This window comes from Dermacoccus sp. Tok2021 (genome assembly GCF_019895135.1).
Taxonomy (GTDB): Bacteria; Actinomycetota; Actinomycetes; order Actinomycetales; family Dermatophilaceae; genus Dermacoccus; species Dermacoccus abyssi.
In genome coordinates this window covers 100,632-118,980 of sequence record NZ_JAGTHU010000002.1, presented here as the reverse complement: position 1 = coordinate 118,980, position 18,349 = coordinate 100,632, and the positions used below count along the sequence as shown (strand labels likewise).

16 protein-coding genes are annotated in these 18,349 nt (G+C 67.2%); 4 read left to right on the top strand and 12 right to left on the bottom strand.

Translation table 11 applies throughout. The features are described from left to right. Window positions 1–29 precede the first annotated feature (29 nt). Together K9D12_RS02565 and K9D12_RS02560 are read right to left on the bottom strand one after the other, a co-directional pair. Window positions 30–1,148 (bottom strand): quinone-dependent dihydroorotate dehydrogenase, encoded by a 1,119-nt coding sequence (locus tag K9D12_RS02565; protein WP_047311847.1) that lies wholly within the window; start codon window positions 1,146–1,148, stop codon window positions 30–32. Between the two features lie 45 nt (window positions 1,149–1,193). Then, complete coding sequence (locus tag K9D12_RS02560) at window positions 1,194–2,300, bottom strand: mannose-1-phosphate guanylyltransferase (protein ID WP_047311846.1); 1,107 nt, start codon at window positions 2,298–2,300, stop codon at window positions 1,194–1,196. Window positions 2,301–2,462: 162 nt separating this feature from the next. Here K9D12_RS02560 and K9D12_RS02555 point away from each other — a divergent pair, with 162 nt between their 5' ends. Next, window positions 2,463–3,578: a glycosyltransferase family 4 protein gene (locus tag K9D12_RS02555; protein WP_370633440.1), complete on the top strand. Its 1,116-nt coding sequence runs from the start codon at window positions 2,463–2,465 to the stop codon at window positions 3,576–3,578. A 79-nt stretch (window positions 3,579–3,657) separates the two neighbouring features. Here the strand turns inward: K9D12_RS02555 and K9D12_RS02550 are convergent, their stop codons facing one another. The 7 genes from K9D12_RS02550 to trpS form a co-directional block, all read right to left on the bottom strand. Continuing rightward, the gene (locus tag K9D12_RS02550) at window positions 3,658–4,551 is read right to left on the bottom strand and encodes a glycosyltransferase family 2 protein (RefSeq protein WP_370633439.1); all 894 of its coding nucleotides are present in this window, start codon (window positions 4,549–4,551) and stop codon (window positions 3,658–3,660) included. Between the two features lie 116 nt (window positions 4,552–4,667). Then, window positions 4,668–5,294, bottom strand: a complete 627-nt coding sequence (locus K9D12_RS02545; protein WP_223059405.1) for a hypothetical protein — start codon at window positions 5,292–5,294, stop codon at window positions 4,668–4,670. Window positions 5,295–6,076: 782 nt separating this feature from the next. Next, window positions 6,077–6,817 carry a succinate dehydrogenase/fumarate reductase iron-sulfur subunit gene (locus K9D12_RS02540; RefSeq protein ID WP_223059404.1) on the bottom strand — a complete coding sequence of 247 codons (741 nt, stop codon included), beginning with the start codon at window positions 6,815–6,817 and terminating at the stop codon, window positions 6,077–6,079. Next, window positions 6,814–8,865 (bottom strand): fumarate reductase/succinate dehydrogenase flavoprotein subunit, encoded by a 2,052-nt coding sequence (locus K9D12_RS02535; protein WP_223059403.1) that lies wholly within the window; start codon window positions 8,863–8,865, stop codon window positions 6,814–6,816. Before K9D12_RS02535 ends, K9D12_RS02540 begins: the two co-directional genes overlap by 4 nt. A 32-nt stretch (window positions 8,866–8,897) precedes the next feature. Next, a complete protein-coding gene (locus K9D12_RS02530) occupies window positions 8,898–9,605 on the bottom strand; it encodes a succinate dehydrogenase cytochrome b subunit (RefSeq protein ID WP_370633438.1) in 708 nt (235 codons plus the stop codon). 125 nt (window positions 9,606–9,730) lie between these two features. Continuing rightward, window positions 9,731–10,252 carry a 2'-5' RNA ligase family protein gene (locus tag K9D12_RS02525; protein WP_129664646.1) on the bottom strand — a complete coding sequence of 174 codons (522 nt, stop codon included), beginning with the start codon at window positions 10,250–10,252 and terminating at the stop codon, window positions 9,731–9,733. Window positions 10,253–10,263: 11 nt separating this feature from the next. Beyond that, window positions 10,264–11,307 (bottom strand): tryptophan--tRNA ligase, encoded by a 1,044-nt coding sequence (gene trpS / locus K9D12_RS02520; protein WP_223059401.1) that lies wholly within the window; start codon window positions 11,305–11,307, stop codon window positions 10,264–10,266. Between the two features lie 137 nt (window positions 11,308–11,444). On the opposite strand from trpS, the gene K9D12_RS02515 reads away from it, so the two are divergent. Together K9D12_RS02515 and K9D12_RS15185 are read left to right on the top strand one after the other, a co-directional pair. Then, window positions 11,445–12,215 carry a DeoR/GlpR family DNA-binding transcription regulator gene (locus tag K9D12_RS02515; RefSeq protein WP_047311836.1) on the top strand — a complete coding sequence of 257 codons (771 nt, stop codon included), beginning with the start codon at window positions 11,445–11,447 and terminating at the stop codon, window positions 12,213–12,215. A 130-nt stretch (window positions 12,216–12,345) separates the two neighbouring features. After that, window positions 12,346–14,034, top strand: coding sequence for a polysaccharide biosynthesis tyrosine autokinase (locus K9D12_RS15185; RefSeq protein ID WP_223059400.1), 1,689 nt, complete (start codon window positions 12,346–12,348; stop codon window positions 14,032–14,034). Between the two features lie 129 nt (window positions 14,035–14,163). Here the strand turns inward: K9D12_RS15185 and K9D12_RS02505 are convergent, their stop codons facing one another. Together K9D12_RS02505 and K9D12_RS02500 are read right to left on the bottom strand one after the other, a co-directional pair. Next, a complete protein-coding gene (locus K9D12_RS02505; protein ID WP_223059399.1) occupies window positions 14,164–15,279 on the bottom strand; it encodes a glycosyltransferase in 1,116 nt (371 codons plus the stop codon). Beyond that, window positions 15,276–16,142, bottom strand: coding sequence for an RNA-binding protein (locus tag K9D12_RS02500; protein WP_223059398.1), 867 nt, complete (start codon window positions 16,140–16,142; stop codon window positions 15,276–15,278). The genes K9D12_RS02505 and K9D12_RS02500 overlap by 4 nt, the downstream gene beginning before the upstream one ends. Before the next feature lie 237 nt (window positions 16,143–16,379). Here K9D12_RS02500 and K9D12_RS02495 point away from each other — a divergent pair, with 237 nt between their 5' ends. After that, a complete protein-coding gene (locus K9D12_RS02495; protein ID WP_223059397.1) occupies window positions 16,380–17,396 on the top strand; it encodes a hypothetical protein in 1,017 nt (338 codons plus the stop codon). Here K9D12_RS02495 and K9D12_RS02490 read toward each other — a convergent pair. Next, window positions 17,354–18,331 (bottom strand): glycosyltransferase family 2 protein, encoded by a 978-nt coding sequence (locus tag K9D12_RS02490; RefSeq protein WP_223059396.1) that lies wholly within the window; start codon window positions 18,329–18,331, stop codon window positions 17,354–17,356. The genes K9D12_RS02495 and K9D12_RS02490 overlap by 43 nt on opposite strands. Window positions 18,332–18,349: the final 18 nt, after the last annotated feature.

Genomic DNA, 18,349 nt, shown 5'->3' with positions numbered 1-18,349 from the left:
GTGCCGAAGCGATTGGCCCTGTGGAAGGTTCAGCCGCGGCGGGCTCGCGTGCGCAGGGCTTCGTTGAGATCACGCACGAGGCCCGGCCCCTTGTAGATGAAGCCGCTGTAGACCTGGAGCAGGTCGGCGCCGGAGTCCATGAGCGCGAGACCGTCGTCGGCGGACATGATGCCGCCGACCCCGATGATGGGCAGCTGAGTGCGGCTCGCGAGGAACCCGACGACCTCGCGGGCGCGACGCGTCAGCGGGGCGCCCGAGAGACCGCCGGCCTCGGACGCAAGGGTGAGGTCGGCGCGGGCGAGGCCGTCACGCGCGAGCGTCGTGTTCGTCGCAATGAGGCCGGAGACACCCGAGCCGTGGGCCACCTCGAGCACGTCCTCGAGGGCTTCCTCGGTGAGGTCGGGGGCGATCTTGACGAAGACGGGCGTGGGACGCGCGCCGCGTTCGGCCGCGAGGTTGCGCTCGCGCGCCGTGATCGACTGGAGCAGTTCGAGAAGCGGCGCCTTGTCCTGCAGGGTCCGCAGGCCGGGCGTGTTGGGGCTGGAGACATTGACGGCGAAGTAGTCGGCCAGGCCGCTGAGACGCCCGAGCGACGTGAGGTAGTCGCGTGTGGCTTCCTCGACGGGCGTCGTCTTCGTCTTGCCGAGGCTGACGCCGACGGGAATGGAGAGGTTGCCGCTCGAACGTGCGCGACGCAGTGTGGCCGCGAGCGCCTGGGAGCCGTCGTTGTTGAACCCCATGCGGTTGATGAGGCCGTGACTGGCCTTGAGGCGGAACAGGCGCGGCTGCGGGTTGCCCGGTTGCGCCTCGGCGGTGACGGTGCCGACCTCGACGTGGCCGAAGCCCAGCGCGCCCCAGGAGGTGACGGCGACGCCGTCCTTGTCGACGCCGGCGGCGAGGCCGACGCGGCCCGGAAAGCGGATCCCCGCGATCGTCACGGCGTCGTCGGGTGCGCCGAGGGCTGCTCCGACGACGTCGGCGATGAGCCCGGCGGCGGGCAGCGAACCGAACTGCGCCATCGCCTGGAGGGTCGCGTGGTGTGCGGCCTCGGCATCTCCCCCGCCGATGCGGAACAGGGCCGGGCGCATGGCGCGCTCGTACCCGTGGGTGAGGGTCGCTCGGCGGACGGCGTCGAGATCAAAGTTCATACGTTCATTGTCCCCGAACGGCCGCGTGTGGCTCCACTCGGTGGATCAGGTGAGGTCTTCGCGGCCCGTCAGCTTGAGCTGTTCGACGACCTGCTTGACGTCCTGCGCCCGCTCGCGGGTGGTGACGAGCACGGCGTCGACGGTGTCGACGACGACGATGTCCTCGAGGCCCATGGCGACGACGGTTCGACCGGAGCGTGGAGCCACGACGCCCGTCGCGTCCTGCATGACGACGAGTTCGCTCTCACCGAGCACCTTGACGCCGGGCGCCTCCGCCGATTCGACGAGCAGCGACGCGAGGGACGCGAAGTCGCCGACATCGTCCCAGGAGAAATCTCCCGGAACGGTGGCAACGCGACCGTCGACGGCGGCGGGCTCGGCGATGGCGTTGTCGATGGCGATCTTCGTCAGGCGCGGCCACAGTTCGGCGAGGCGGAAGGGGTTGGCGGCGATGATCCGCAGGTACTCGGCCAGGCGGGGCTGGTAATCCTCGATCATCTGCATGAGCGTCGCTGCCTTGACCACGAACATGCCGGCGTTCCAGGAGTACTCTCCGACGGCGACGTACGCCTGCGCGGTGGGGCCGTCTGGCTTCTCGACGAAGGCCTTGACGATCGTCGCGTCGGGGGCGCCTTCGATGCGCAGGTTGGCGCCCGCCCGGATGTAGCCGAATCCGGTGGACGGGTAGGTGGGCTTGATGGCGACCGTGACGAGGTAGTCGTGGCGCGCCACCTCCACGGCTTGGCGCACGGTGGCCTCGAAGATGTCGGTGCCGCCGACGACCTGGTCGGCGGCGAACGAGCCGAGAACCGCGTCGGGGTCGCGCTGGGCGAGGATGGCCGCGGCGAGCCCGATGGCGGGCATCGATTCGCGCGGGCTGGGCTCGACGAGCAGGTCGTCGTCACCGAGTTCGCTGAGTTGCTCGCGCACGGCCTCGGCGTGCGCCGCACCGGTCACGATGAGCAGGTTGTTGCCGCACAGCGGCTTGAGGCGGTCGACCGTGCCCTGAAGGAGCGAGCGACCCGAGCCCGTGAGGTCGTGCAGGAACTTGGGCGAGTTGGCCCGCGAGAGGGGCCACAGGCGCGTGCCGGAGCCCCCGGCAGGAATGACGCCCCAGAAACCTGGAATCGGACCGTGCTGCGCTTCGTGCATGGGCCTAACGGTAATGGACTCGGCATAGAACCCCGCTTCAGGCCTACCGATGAGCTCAGGCGGGTTCACGTGCCGATCACCTTCCGGTGCGCTCATCGTTCATCCCTTCGCCAAGCACGCGCCACGTCACAGGGCTGTCATGAGCATGTGCGCATCGCCATCGTGACCGAGTCGTTCCTTCCCACCCTCAACGGCGTCACCACGAGTGTCTGCCGGGTGCTCGACTGCCTCGCTGCTCAGGGTGGCCACGAGGTGCTCGTCGTGTGCCCCGGCCCTGCGCCGTCGAACTATCTCGGGTTCGCCGTGAAGACGGTGCCGAGCGTCACCGTCCGCGCGTTCCGCGTGGGCTTGCCGACGAAGCAACTCGAGCAGATCCTGCTGCAGTTCGCACCTGATGTCGTTCACGCCGCCTCGCCGTTCGGGCTCGGCGCCCGCGCGCTCGCCGCTGCACGCAACCTCGCGATCCCGAGTGTGGCGATCTACCAGACGGACATGCCGAGCTACGTCGCCCAGCACGGTGGCGTGCTGGGCGACTTCGCGCACCGCACGTCGTGGCGCTGGGTGCGTCACCTCCACTCGTTGGCGGATCTGACGCTCGCGCCGAGCAGCGCAGCCACTGCCGAGTTGGCAGAACACGGCGTACCGCGCGTTGCCCTGTGGGGTCGCGGGGTCGACACGACGCAGTTCGACGCCACGCTCAAGACCGACCCCCAGGTGCTCGCCCTGCGTGAACGACTCGCGCCCAACGGCGAGGTAATCGTGGGTTACGTGGGTCGACTCGCGCCGGAGAAGGAACTGCACCGCCTCGAGGAGATCGCCGACCTTCCTGACATCAGCATCGCGATCGTCGGCGAGGGCCCGGATCGCGACGACCTCGAGCGCCTCCTGCCGAACGCACACTTCCTCGGCCGCCAGGAGGGTGCGACGTTGGCGCGCAGCTACGCGAGCTTCGACGTCTTCGTCCACACCGGCACGAAGGAAACCTTCGGTCAGACGCTGCAGGAGGCGATGGCGAGCGGGCTGCCCGTGGTGGCACCGGCGGCCGGCGGGCCGCTCGACATCGTCAAGCCCGGTGTGACCGGCCTACTCTTCGACCCGAGCACGCCCGGCGCGCTGCGCCGCAGCGTCGGCTCGCTCGTCGCCGACGAGGCGATGCGCGAGCGCATGGGCGCCTCCGCGGTCCGCAAGGTCGCCGACCGCTCGTGGGCCGGCACGACGAACAAGCTGCTCGACTACTACGACCACGTCACCCGCCCCGCGTGGGCCCGCGCGGCCTGACCCTAGGACTGCCCATGGGGGGCCAACTGGGCTGTTACCGGTCTGGGCGAGATCCGCCTAGCCTCGAGCGGGCCGATGCTCAACGACGAATCGGGCGCCCGAGACTCAACATCCCCAACGCCTTGGCATGAGCCAAGGACGTCACGACGGCACGAGCTCCAGCAGAACGCGACACACCACCCCGCTTCAGGGCACCCAGAAGTCCACTCCGAAGGTTGAAAACGAGCTCACGCCGGAAGTACCTCCAAGAGAGCCGCCCCGGAAAGACATCCGGATGCTTCGACCAGACGAGAATCTCGGTCTGCGCAGAACTGAAAACCTTGCGAAAACGCTTGGTCGGGCTTGCAGTCCCACGTGCATGGATAACCATCTCTGGGCATCCGACGATTCGGTAGCCGGACTTCCGCAGACGTATCGAGAGTTCGGAGTCATCCATTCCATACCCGGCCAGGTCCTCGTCGAATCCACCAACCGATTCGAGCACACTACGACGAACTGCAAAATTGCAGGACTCCACGATGGGGAGGTCTGAGTAAACCGTGGGATTCATTACGCGTGGTTCCGCTTCTGCCGTGCCCGCCGGGACGAGCTCGCGAATCAACCCCATCAGCGCTCCGTGCTCGGACAGCCCAGAGGCTGCTGCGTTCAGCCATCCAGGCTGCACGATGTCATCCTGATCGCAGTAGACCAAGCGATCCGCGCGCGCTTCGTCGGCAGCCAGGTTGCGAACATAGGGAATGTTTCCGGGCTTGGCACTACCATCCACAACCGTCAACCGCGTCGGGAAGGACGTCGAGGCCTCACGGAGATACTCAACGGTGTCATCGGTCGATCCGTTGTCCACGACGACGTACTCCCAGGGAAAATCGCTCTCCTGGGATGCCAGCGACGCCAGGAGGCTGGGGAGGTAGGGGCGCCCGTTGTAGGTCACGGTAAGGACACTGATCAAGGGCTCACCACAGGGCTGTTCCACTCGGACATCCTATTCGTGCCGAACTAGTCGGATCTGTCGCACTCGTAGCCACCGGCCCACGCCCCATATCTCGACAGGTGGCGTCGGCGACGCGATTTGCCGCCCGCATGCTCGTCCTACGTCCGGCCCTCGAGCCAGTCACACGGCAATGCTGATGACCACTCCTTCTCTGCTGTCTGTGGTGTGAACTCGACGGTCACCTTGTCACCGCCGCCAAACTGGCAAGCCTGCTTAGCCCGCTCGACCGTCGTCGGCCAGTCGCTTCCCTCCACGTTGCGGTGGTCACCTCGAAGGCTCATCCCGAAGGCTCCGACGAAGGCGACGGCTGCAAGAACGGCGATTCGGCGCCCCGATCCGGCGAGCAAGCGCCCGCCTGCCCGCATGCCTGCCATACCAAGTAGAACCGCCGGCGCAAGCGAACACCGAGAGGGCTGACCGACGGCCCACCACCTATCCACGAGGTGCAACGATGGCTCAGCGAATGCCAAAGCCCCGAGAAGCAGATACAACCCCGCTCCGAGGAACTGGGCCACCAACCGGTCCCCTCCACGCCACAGCAAGTAAAGCGGAAGAATTGCCGCGACTAGGACAAGAGGGAATGCCACGAGCTTGGACATCACCTGCGTTCCAATGACGCCGTACTGGCTCGCCATGACTCCACGCACGAGGAGCTGCGAGAGGAACTCCACGGGCATCGACAGCCAAGCCCCAAGGAAGCTGGACCGGGCCGTCGACTCAAGCATCGCAAAGTGCAACCAGCAGCTGCGAGTGCCGATGCCGGCACAGCACGAGCTGGTCTACGCCCCCTCCACAACGCAACCAGCGCAAACGGCGCCATTGTGATGGCAAGGGGATCGCTGAGTGCACACAACGCCGCTGTGAGTGCCCCGGCGAAAGCTCGGGCACCGCTCAACCGACCGACGAACAGGACAACCACCATCGCGTCGCCGAACCACCGCACATTGGTGAGATTGCCCAAAACCTCGTGGGATCCGGCCGGAACGATGACGAACAAAGACGCCATCGCAGCAGACATCCGTACGGGAATGCCTCGGGAGCGAAGCACCCAATAGGTCAAGCAGGCCATCCACACCCGGACGAGAGCAACGAGGAGCCCGACGACGATCGGATAGGCGGCAGCCGGAAACTGGAGAGCAATGGCCGCAAGGAGCCGCGGCAAGACATGCAGGTAGCCCGTGTATCGCTCGAACACCGCTTTCCAACCGAGATGGAGCCCATCGGCGAGGAAGATATAGCCGTCCTCCTTGTGCACGTGCAGGAGCTGCCAGCCCACGAGCCTGGGTGCAACAAGAAATCCAACAGCAAGCACAAGCGTTACAACAACAAGACATCTCGGGAGCCCCTGCCGCGAACGCAAACCAACCTGTCGGCCAATCGGCTCCGCGTCGCGATCATCTATGGACACGAACCAATACGATACGCGGCCGCCGGGAACTGTGGCCTAAATCGTCGAAGGCCCCCACCGGCATCGCGGTAGGGGCCTTAGACGAGGGGTCCAAGGACGTCAGTGACGAACCTTGGCCGAACGGAAGTCCTTGTTCAGCTGGCTGATGACGTCGAGCGGGATCTCCTTCGGGCACGCCGCGGCGCACTCGCCGATGTTCGTGCAACCGCCGAAGCCCTCGTGGTCGTGCTGGTTGACCATCGACACGACGCGGGCGTCGCGCTCGGGCTGGCCCTGCGGCAGCTCGCCCAGGTGCGTGATCTTGGCACCCATGAAGAGCATTCCCGATGCGTTCGGGCAGGCCGCGACGCACGCGCCACAGCCGATGCACTTCGCGGTGTCGAACGCGCGGTCGGCCTGCGGCTTCGGCACGGGCACGGAGTGCGCCTCGGGGGCCGCACCCGTGTTGACCGAGATGTAACCACCGGCCTGAATGATGCGGTCGAAGGCGCTGCGGTCGACGACGAGGTCACGCACGACCGGGAACGCGTCCGCGCGCCACGGCTCGATGGTGATCTCCTCACCGTCACTGAACGACCGCATGTGCAGCTGGCACGTGGTGGTGACCTCGGGGCCGTGGGCCATGCCGGAGATCATCATTCCGCACGTGCCACAGATGCCTTCGCGGCAGTCGGAGTCGAACGCGATCGGCTCCTTGTTCTCGGCCTGCAGCTGCTCGTTGAGCACGTCGAGCATCTCGAGGAACGACATGTCCTCGCTGATGTCGGAGACCTTGTAGGTCTCGAAACGCCCGGCGGCAGCTGCGTTGTCCTGACGCCAGATCTTGAGAGTGAGGTTCACTTGTAGCTCCGCTGCTTCAGTTCGATGAACTTGTAGACGAGGTCTTCCTTGTGCAGGACGGGGTGCTGCGGGGCACCGTCGGAGTCGTCTCCGTTCATGCCCGCGTACTCCCAGGCCGCGACGTAGGCGAACTCGTCGTCGTGACGCAGCGCCTCTCCGTCCTCGGTCTGGCTCTCCGCGCGGAAGTGACCACCACAGGATTCGCGGCGGTGCAGCGCGTCGATGCACATGAGTTCGCCCAGCTCGATGAAGTCGGCCACACGCCCGGCCTTCTCGAGCGACTGGTTGAGGGTGTCGGCGGCGCCGAGCACCTTGACGTTGCTCCAGAACTCCTTCTTGAGGTCACGGATGAGGCCGATGGCCTTCGTCAGGCCCTCCTCCGTGCGCTCCATGCCGCAGTACTCCCACATGATGCGACCGAGCTCCTTGTGGAAGCTGTCGACCGTGCGCTCACCGTTGATGGAGAGGAACTTCTGGATGCGGTCCTCGACGGCGCGACGTGCCTCGAGCACGGCCGGGTCGTCGTCCGTGATCGGCTCGAACGGGCCGTCGGCGAGGTAGTTGCGGATCGTGTTCGGCAGGACGAAGTAGCCGTCCGCGAGGCACTGCATGAGCGAGCTCGCACCGAGACGGTTGGCACCGTGGTCGGAGAAGTTCGCCTCACCCGTGCAGTACAGGCCGGTGATCGACGTCTGCAGGTCGTAGTCGACCCACAGGCCACCCATCGTGTAGTGCACGGCCGGGTAGATACGCATCGGCGTCTTGTACGGGTCCTCACCCGTGATACGCGCGTACATGTCGAACAGGTTGCCGTACTTCTCCTTGACGGCGGCCTCACCCATGCGCTCCATGGCGGCCGTGAAGTCGAGGTAGACACCGCGTCGCATCTGACGCTTGTTGCCGTGCTCGTCGACCTCGTCGACGAGCGGGCCGACGCCGCGGCCCTCGTCGCACATGTTCTTCGCCTGACGGGAGGCGATGTCACGCGGCACGAGGTTTCCGAAGGCCGGGTAGATGCGCTCGAGGTAGTAGTCGCGCGCGTCCTCGGGGATGTCGCGCGGGTCCTTGTCGCAGTCGGCCTCGTTCTTCGGCACCCAGATGCGACCGTCGTTACGCAGCGACTCCGACATCAGCGTCAGCTTCGACTGGTGGTCGCCGGAGACGGGGATGCAGGTGGGGTGGATCTGCGTGTAGCAGGGGTTGCCGAAGTAGGCGCCCTTGCGGTGCGCGCGCCACGGAGCCGTGATGTTGCAGCCCATCGCGTTGGTCGACAGGAAGAACACGTTGCCGTAACCACCGGTGGCGAGCACGACGACGTCGGCCAGGTGCGTCTCGATCTCACCGGTGACCATGTCGCGCGCCACGATGCCGCGCGCACGGCCGTCCTTGATGATGACCTCGAGCATCTCGTGGCGCTTGTACTCCTTGACGGTGCCCTTGGCGACCTGGCGCTCCATGGCCTGGTAGGCGCCGATGAGCAGCTGCTGGCCGGTCTGGCCGGCGGCGTAGAAGGTACGCGCCACCTGCACACCACCGAACGAGCGGTTGTCGAGCAGGCCGCCGTACTCGCGAGCGAACGGAACACCCTGCGCGACGCACTGGTCGATGATGTTCGTGCTCACCTCGGCGAGGCGGTAGACGTTGGTCTCGCGGCTGCGGTAGTCGCCGCCCTTGACCGTGTCGTAGAAGAGGCGGTATGTGGAGTCGCCGTCGTCGTTGTAGTTCTTCGCGGCGTTGATACCACCCTGCGCGGCGATCGAGTGCGCGCGTCGGGCCGAGTCCTGGTAGAAGAACGTCTTGATGTTGTAGCCGGCCTCGCCCATCGTGGCGGCGGCCGACGCACCGGCGAGGCCGGTGCCGACGATGATGACGTTCAGCTTGCGGCGGTTGGCCGGGTTGACGAGCTTGTTGGCGAACTTGTGCTGCGTCCACATCTGCGCGATGTCGACGTCGGGTGCCTTCGTGTCGCGGATCGGCGCGCCCTCGGTGAAGAAGGCCGCGGCATCGTTGCGACGGTCGGAGGTAGCAGTCTGAGTCTGCTCATCCATGGGAGTACTCATGTCTGTCGTGTGCTCCTAGCTCAGATGATGCCGAAGAGGATGGCGAGCGGCGGAATGAGGAAGCCGACGACCAGGATCACTGCGAGGGCGATGGCGATGGTCTTGGCATTCCTGCGGGCCGACGGGGTGCTCGTGTAACCCAGCGTCTGCGAGGCGCTCCAGAAGCCGTGCATGACGTGCATGCCGAGGGCCACCATCGCGAGGACGTAGATGAGGGCGACCCACCACAGCTGGAAGCTGTCGTGCACGAGTCGGTAGGGGTTCTCGGTCGTACCACCGTCGAAGTTCACCTTGGGGAGGGTGAACTGGATGAGGTGGAAGACCACGAACAGCAGGAGGAAGAGCCCGCCCCAGCGCATCGTCGGCGCGGAGATGCCCTCGATGCCGCCCACGCCGGACTTCTTCACGGCGTACCGCTGCGAACGGGCCTTGCCCGAGCGCTGCCAGAGCTTGACAGCCGAGTACACGTGCGCGACGAGCGCGAGCACGAGGAGCACCTCGGCGAGGATGAGTGCGCCACGGTGCGGGAGCATCGGCTCACCGATCGTGCGCAGGTGATGGGCGTATTCGTTGAACGCGCTCTCGCCCGCAAGGAGCTTGAGGTTGCCGTACATATGCCCGAGGACGAAGAGCACAAAGAAGATTCCCGAACCCGCCATGAGGGTCTTCAGGAAGATGGTGCTCCCAGCCTTGCCGGTCCGCTTCGCGGGGAGAGTATTCGTTGCCACGCAGGGCACTTTACGCCCCTGAAACACGCCGGGGACGGCCGGGGTTCCCACCGCAAGCAAATTGTGACCCATTCCACTGATCGGTGAGTGAGCCACGAAGAGGCTGAAAGAACCCTGGGAGTGGATCAGCCCTCGAGGGCGAATCGCTCCACCGGGGCCCACACGCCGTCCTCGTCCTGCAGGTAGAGGTGGAAAGCGTCGACGACGAAGCTCGCTTCGAAGTGCTTGTTCTCCTCGAACGCCCGGTCCAGGGCGTCCTCGTCGAGGTGGTGGGCGATCGTGACGTGCGGGTGGTAGCGGAACTCGAGTGGACGCTCGACAGGGCCGCTGCGCACTGCGGCTTCGAGCAGCTCGCAACTGCTGACGCCCTGCGCGAGTTGGACGAAGACCACCGGGGAGACGGGCCGGAACGTGCCCGTGCCACGAAGGATCATCTCGAACGGCTCGGTGCGCGCAGCCACGTCACGCAGGTGGGCCGAGAGCGCCTCGAGGGTCGTTTCGCCCTGCTCCCCCAGGTCCGTCGGGGGCATGAGCGTGACGTGCGGCGGGACTGCGTCGGCCTGCGGGTCGCCAACGTCCCGGCGCATCTGCTGCAGCGCCGAGAAGTACGGCTCCGGGACGGCGATCGAGACGCCGACGGTCTTCACGACCTCGCTCCTCAGCGGGCTGCCGGGACGAGCCCGACTGCGTCGTACGCCCTGGCGAGCGTGGCCGAGGCAACCTCACGTGCGCGCTCGGCGCCCTGCGCGAGCACACGGTCGAGCTCCGCCCGGTCATCCATGTACGTGAGGTAACGCTCGCGGAACGGGCCCTGCACCGACGTGACCACGTCGGCGACCTCACCCTTGAGTGCGCCGTACTTGTTCTCACCGGCGAAGCGCTCGACGAGGACGTCGATGCTCTCGCCCGAGAGCGCCGAGTGGATGCGCAGGAGGTTGGCGATGCCCGGCTTGTTCTCCGGGTCGAACGCGACGTTGTTGTCGAGGTCGGTCACCGCGGAGTTGATCTTCTTGAGGTTGACCTTGGGCTCGTCGAGCATGCTGATCGAGGCCTTGGGGTCCTCGTCCGACTTGCTCATCTTCTTCGTCGGATCCTGCAGCGACATCACCTTGGCCGTGCCCTCGGGGATGTACGGCTCCGGCACGACGAAGGTCTCACCGAAGCGCGAGTTGAAGCGCTGCGCGAGGTTGCGGGTGAGCTCGAGGTGCTGACGCTGGTCCTCACCGACCGGCACGGCCTGGGCGTCGTACAGCAGGATGTCGGCAGCCATGAGCATGGGGTAGGTGAGCAGACCGACGGAGATCTTGTCCTGCCCCCGCTTGGCCATCTTGTCCTTGAACTGCGTCATGCGGGCCGCCTCGCCGTACCCGGTGATGCAGTTCATCACCCACGCCAGTTCGGCGTGTTCGCGCACGTGACTCTGGATGAAGACCGCCGAGCGCTCAGGGTCGACTCCCCCGGCGAGGAACTGAGCGGCTGTGGCGTAGCTGCGCTCACGCAGCTTGGCGGGCTCGGGGCCGGCCTCGAGCGCGTGCAGATCGACGACACAGAAGTACGGCGTGTAGTTCTGCTGCAACGTCACCCAGTTGACCTGCGCCCCGAGGTAGTTACCGAGGTGCAGCGAATCTGACGTGGGCTGCATTCCGGACAGGATGTGCGGGCGTTCCTGGCCCGCCACGAGGGGCGAGGTGTTCTCGGACATGGCGCCATTCTGACACTCGCCGTGAGCGCTGTCGCATCCGAGCAGTGTCGGCAACGGTGTGCGGGCGGATCGCCGGGCGTTCGACTATGTTGGGATCTGTTGGGTCACCCCCGGTTCCAGGGGCACGAGGAGGTCGCATGCTGGCACGCCAACGCCAAGAAGCCATCCTGCGCGGCATTGAGGACGACGGTGGCGTCCGCGTCAGTGAACTCGTCGAGAAGCTCGGTGTCTCCGACATGACGGTGCGCCGCGACATCGAGTTCCTCGCCGGCAAGGGCCTCGTCCTCAAGGTGCACGGCGGCGCCACCGCGATCGGTGACCACACGATCGACGAACCGGGCTTCTCCGTGAAGTCGGCGATGAATCCCGTCCAGAAGTCCGAGATCGCCCGCACTGCGGCGAGCCTCATCGGCCACGGGCAGACCGTCGCGGTGAGCGCCGGAACGACCGCCTATGCCGTCGCCGTCGAGCTGCGCCCGGTCAAACGACTCACCGTCGTGACGAACTCGCCTCGGGTCGCCGAGCTCCTCTACGACCCCTCGCGTGAGGACCAGACCGTCGTTCTCACCGGCGGTGTGCGTACTCCCTCGGATGCTCTCGCCGGCCCCGTGGCCAACCGAGTGCTGGCGGACATGCACGTCGACACCCTCATCCTCGGCATCCACGGCATCGATCTCGACGCCGGCCTCACCACCCCGAACCTCCTCGAAGCCGAGACGAACCGCCTGCTCATCGCGGCGGCCAAGCGCATCATCGTCGTGGCCGACCACTCGAAGTGGGGCGTGATCGGCCTGTGCACCGTCGGTTCGCTCGACCAGGTGGACGTCCTCGTCACGGACGCCGAGTTGGACGTCGAGGCTCGTCGTCTCGTGAGCGACAAGGTCGGGCAACTCATCGTCGCCCAGTGATCCGCTACGTGGCGCCGCACTTCGTGCGGCTGGACGGCGGCCTCAGCGGCGGTTCAACCCGTTTATCCTGAGCGGGTATGTATGACTCTTCACCTCGCCGGCGGCAGCGCCCGCGGCACCAGGAGCTCGTGTGACTGCCCTTGATCTCGTGCGCATCATGCGCGCCAACCTCAAACTGCTCGTTCTCGCTGCCTTGATCGGCACGCTGCTCGCTGCGGGTTACACCCTGACGCGCCCGACGCTCTATTCCGCCAGCTCAACGGCACAGGTCATCGCGGGAAACTCGATCGACGCCAATTCCGCCGTGCTGTCGCAGCAGCTGTCGACGGGCCGCGCCGGCTACTACGCACAGCTCGCGAGCAGTTCGGGTGTGGCGAACCGCATCGCCGAGGAGTCGAAGGGCAGCCTGCGCGCCGGCGAGTTCTCGGTGGTCGGAGCCTCCAGCGAGGGGTCTGCGACCCTCACCTTGACCGCGTCGGCGGCGACGCCCGCCAAGGCTCAACGCGCCGCCGACCTGGCACGCACAGCGCTCGCCGACGAGGCCAAGTACCTCGAGACGGTCGGCACGGAGGCCAAGACATCGGTCTACCGCGTCTTCCCCCTGACCGCGGCGGCCCGCCCCTCCGCCCCGTCGTCACCGAACTGGAAGCGTAACCTCATGGCAGGCGCTGCCATCGGTCTGCTCGCAGGGATCGTCCTCGTCGTTCTGCGCAAGCAACTCGACTCGCGCATCCGCCACACGAGCGAGGTCGAGAAGCTCACGGGCTCCGGTGTGCTCGGTGTCATCCCGAAGGCGCCGTCGCTCCAGTCGAAGCGTCGCGGTGGTCTCGGTGAACTCGGCACGACCGCCGAGGCGTTCCGCATGCTGCGCACGAACCTGCGGTACATCTCCACCGAACGTCCGCCGCGCTCACTCGTCATCACGTCGGCGATGCAGGGCGAAGGCAAATCGACGGTCGCGGCCAACCTGGCCCGCGTGCTCTCCGCAGCCGGCCAGAGCGTGGTGCTCGTCGACACCGACCTTCGTCGTCCCACCGTCCACGAGACGTTCGAGCTCGAGAACCTCGTCGGTCTCACCGAGGTGCTCACCGGTCAGGCGCCGCTCGCATCGGCGATCCAGCAGGGCGACCACAAGAACCTCGCCGTGATCACCTCCGGCCGCGTGCCCCCGAACCCCTCGGAACTGCTCGGCTCGCGCCGTATGAGCGCGGTCATCGAAGCCCTGGGCGAGGAGTACTTCGTCGTGCTCGATGCTCCCCCGCTACTACCCGTCACCGACGCCGGCCTCCTCGCCGTCGCCGCCGACGGTGCCGCCGTCGTGTACCAGCACGGCCGCACGCACCGCGAGCAGGTCGGACTGTGCGCCAAGATTCTCGAGCAGGTCGGCGCGCACTACTACGGCTCCATCCTCAACATGACCCCGCCCAAGCAGATGGGCAGCACGATCTACGGCTACGGCGCCGGCAACTACGGCGGCGCCACTTACGGTTACGGCTACGGCAGCAGCGAGGATCCTTCGGCGGCCACGGCGCCCACCCCGTCCCCCGAGGTCCGCGACCTGACTCTGACGGAGGGACGATCGCCCGCGGATCTGCCGGGCAAGGAGGACGCTGCACGTCTGAGGCAGCCTGCTCCTCAGGCCCCGACGCCACCTGCACCCGCGACTGCGGTTCGCGCTCCGAGCGCCCCTTCCCGAGCGGGAGCCTCCGAGGCGTCCGGGCCGAATGTCGCTCCGCATGCTCGGGAGTTCGGGGAGGCACCCAGCCCCCAGGGGCCCCGCACCCGCCGCGCCCGACGTCGAGCGGATCTCGGCGAGTGACCAGTTCTGCGCCGAGCGTCATCATGAATTGAGGGAGCGGACACCGAACCGGTGTCCGCTCCTTCAGTTTCAGGGCCCCTGTTGTCGGCCCAACCGTGCCGGCTCGGGATGTCGGTCTCAGCTCGTGCCTTACCCGCGTTCGTTCATCATCTCGTCGATGACGGCGTCGAGCTTCGCGTGGAAGTGCGCCTCACCGAAGCCGGCCGCATGGTCGATGATCTCGTCGGCGTCCCAATCGTGGGCCTCGATCTCGTCGAGCGCTCTGGCGATGTCGGCCGCACGCGCTTCGTCGAAGAACACCCCGGATCGTCCTTCGACGACGCTGTCGAGGTAGCCGCCGGCGCGGAGCGCCGCGACGGGCTTACCGAAGACCCCGGCTTCGAGGGGCGTGAGCCCGAAGTCCTCGAAGGACGGCGCGATAACCGCGCGCGCGTGCCGGTAGGCCCAGCGCAGCTGACGGTCTCCCACGTTGGAGACGATGCGGACGTTGTCGGGGGCCTGCGCCTGCAACTGCGCGTCGAGCGGCCCGGCGCCGACGATGAGGAGTTTGTGGTCACGTTCGCGTACGGCCTCGATGGCCTGGTCGAGGTTCTTGTAGGGCATGAGGCGCGAGACAACCAGGTAGTACCCGTCGGCCACCCACTCCTCGATGTCAGGAAGCGGCTCCAGCAGCCCGTCCGGGCTCACGCCGAAGGGCGGGAAGACCACCTCGGCGTCGAAGCCGTAGGCATTCTTGATTCGCTCCGCGATGACCGTCGAGTTCGCCAGGTACCGATCAGCGCCGGCAGCGGCGCGCTTGTCCCACCGCAACAGCGCCGGGGTGAGAGCCGCAAGGATCCACCCGATGAGGGAGCGATGGGCGTCGGCACCGAGGTACTCGTCGCTGCGGTAGAGCCAACGGGCCGGCGAGTGGCAGTAGACCAGCTTCTGCCCCGTGTTCCGGAAGCCGTGCGCCCAACCGCTCGAGGAGGCCACGAGGACGTCCGCGTCGACGCGGACGCGACTCGATGCCCACGCGAGCAACGGCAGCGCCGCGCGGTGGTGAGTGCGCAGGAACCGGATGCGGTTCAGGGGCGACGTGACGATCGTGACGTCACGAAACTCCGGATACGTCGTCTCGGCGTTGTAGAGCGTCGTGTAGAGGACCGCGTCGGGAAACATCCGTGTGAGAGCGAGCACGACACGCTCCGCTCCCCCGCGCTGGGTGATGTAGTCGTGCGCGATCGCGATACGAGGGTTGGTCATACGGCCTCCAAGGCTGCAGCAACGGCAGCCGCCGGCTGCACCTTCGGCTGCTGCCAGCCTGTCGTCGGTGGTTCCCCCCACTGTGCAAGGCCATATCGTGCCCAGCAGTCACGCACCCACGTCGGTGGGTTCGGGTGCGTCACCCAGGCGGGGAGGCCGCGCGTGGCGGCCTCGAGAGTGCCCGTCGAGAAGATCGAGACGACCGGGCGTCGCATCTCGACGAGCAGGAGCCCGCTCGTCTCGAACGTAACACCGCGCTTGCGCATGACGCGATGGAGCGCTCGCGAGACGAGGTCCTTCTCGTTCGGGTGCGGGCGGTAGTCGCTCTCGACCTCGCGGGCAAAGCGAAGGTAGGTGGCGAGAGCCTCACGCCGCCCCAACTCGGTGCCGTGCAGCTGGCCCAGGACGACGGGACGTTCGTCCTCGACATCAAGGGTCGGTGCGGCCGCTGCCTGCCAGAGCAGTTCGGAGCCGACGACGTCGACGGTCACGTCGGGGCGCCGATGGGTCCACACCTCGGCGTCGGCGTCGCACCACGCCAGAACCCGAGCGCCCGTAGAGGCTGGTGGCGACCAGGGCGTGAGCAGGCCGTGCTGAACGAGGAAGAACGGGACATCTCGCTCGAGCGCCCAGGTCTGGATCTGCTCGCTGAGGGGCAGGTACGCACCGAGGGAGGCCACGGCTCGAATCGTCTTCGGCAGCATGTCCGCAGTCGTGAAGTCGAGGTCCTCACCCGCGTAGGCCGCAGGGATCTCGATGCCCGCGGGGGCCAGACATGCCGTCGTGCTGGGATTGAGGAAACGCAACGGCTCTCGTATTGCGTGGTCATAACTCGGGGTCGACTTGTCGAGGACGACGAGCACGCGCGGATCATCGGGGAGATACAGGCGCGCCGCGAGACCAGCCGAAAAGTTGGATGGCCGTGCAGTATTTTTCAGGCGTCGCATTCCGCGTTCGACGCGGCGCTGAGAATCGGACCACCTGCGCCACTCGTGCAAGTCCTCGTGTTGCAGGGTCACCCCAGCATTCTACGCCCCAACGGACGTCGGCACTACCGCCCAGTTCGGACGTGCCGCGGACCGCACCCGCATACTGAACGCGTGATTTCGCCGCCGTCGCGCCCAGACGTCCTCACCGAGGCCCCGACGCTCGTTCTTTCGCCGCACCTCGACGATGCCCTTCTCAGCGCGAGCACCTTCGCGCTCGGCCCCCCGTGCGACGTGTGGACGGTGTTCGCCGGTCGCCCCGATCCGCCGCGCAGGACGGATTGGGACGTAGCGTGCGGCTTCCCCGACTCGGACGCCACGATGACCGCCAGGCTTGCGGAGGACATCGCAGCGTTTGCGGGAACGCCCGCGCGCGTTCGCCGGCTCGACGCCTGGGACGGCGCGTACGTCGAGCGCGACGTACGAGCCAGGCAGCTGGGCGAGGTTCGAGCCCAGATCGAGGAATGGCTGGACACGCAGGCGCGGGACGCGGTCCTCCTGGCGCCTGCCGGCGCCGGCGTCGAGGTGCCCGATGCTCCGTGGGCTGGTCTGCAGCGACGCGGCGGCCGCAGACGCTTGAGTGTCGCCGCCTCGGTCGGCAGCAACGGCAACGGCGAGGAGCACCCACCCCTCGAGCCGACGACGGCGGGGACGGCACAGGCACGCGGCGCCGGCGCGACGCGCCTCGTGAGGTCAGCGGCGCGGACGGTTGGCCGACTGCCTCTCGCCCTGGCGGGACGGGCTCTGCACGCCGAGTACACGCTCCGTCGTCGCCGCGCGACCGCTGGGGGCCGCCTGGCGCCGAACCCCGACCATCTCGCGCTGCGCGACCTCGCCCTGGCCATCGCGGCGGAGCGCCCCGACACCCAGGTCGTGCTCTACGAGGAGTTGCCGTACCTGTGGCACGGCTCCGCGGACGACGCCGTCGCAGAACTCTGCGACAGTCGCGACCTCGTCTCCACGCCCTGGAGCGAGCAGGTCGACACGGACGCCAAGTTCGCCCGCCTGCGCGCATACACGTCCCAGATGCCGGTGATGGACACCGCCGGCCGTCTGCTCGCCGCGAGGCATCTCCCGACACGAGAGCGTTACTGGCTGCTCACACCGTCGTCGAGGCCGACGCCGAGCTGAGGTGTGACCGGTCGGCGGAGCACGCGAAAGGTCAGCATGCCGACGGCCTGGCCGAGACGCAGCCCGGTGCGGGAGGCCACCGCGCGTCGGACCTCACCGTCGGTTCCCGGCAGTGCAGCCCTGGCGGCGAGGACCGGCATCTTCGAGAGGTCGATGAACCAGTTGGGGTCGCGCAGATGTGGCGACGCCGACCACAGCGCGTGGCGCGCGCACAGCGCGATGTGCATGCGCCCGGCGTCGTAGGCACGCTTGAACGCGGCGCCGTCGGAGGCCCGTCGCCGCTCGGCCAGAACCATGCCGGAGTGGCGCGCGATCGCGCGACCACTGCGGACGATGCGAAGTGCGAGGTCGTTGTCCTCAGCGCCGGGGAAGAACGTCTGGTCGAACCCCTCCAACTCGAGGAAGACCTGGCGGGTCATCGCACACGCACCGCCCATGAGAATCGGGTAGTCGTGATCGGCGGCATCGATCGTCAGGGCCGGGTCGGTGCCAGCGTCCAAGAGATGCCACAGGTGTTCTCGTCCCCGGTCGAACTCGGCAGCGGGAACAGGACGCACGACACCGTCGACGACCGGGACGGTGTGCAGTGCGTCGACGGCCGAACGAAGGAAGTGCGGCCCGACGCAGTCGTCGGCGTCGACGAAGACGATCACGTCACCCCCAGTGGCCGAGACCCCGACGTTGCGCGCATAGGAGGTGCCCTGCGCACGATGCGCCTCGACGACGCGCACATCGAGGCCATTGCGACGCCATTCGGCCACGATCGACTCGGGCGACCGGCTCGAGCGGTTGTCGACGACGACGACGTCGAAGGCCGGAGCCTCCACCTGAGCGCACAGGGCCTCCAGCTGGAGAGGCAAGGTCGCGTGAGCCTCGTGGAAAGCGATGACGACCGAAACGTCGGCGCGTGCTGCGTTCTCGCTCGGGTCGGCCATGCGCCTAACTTATCCTTG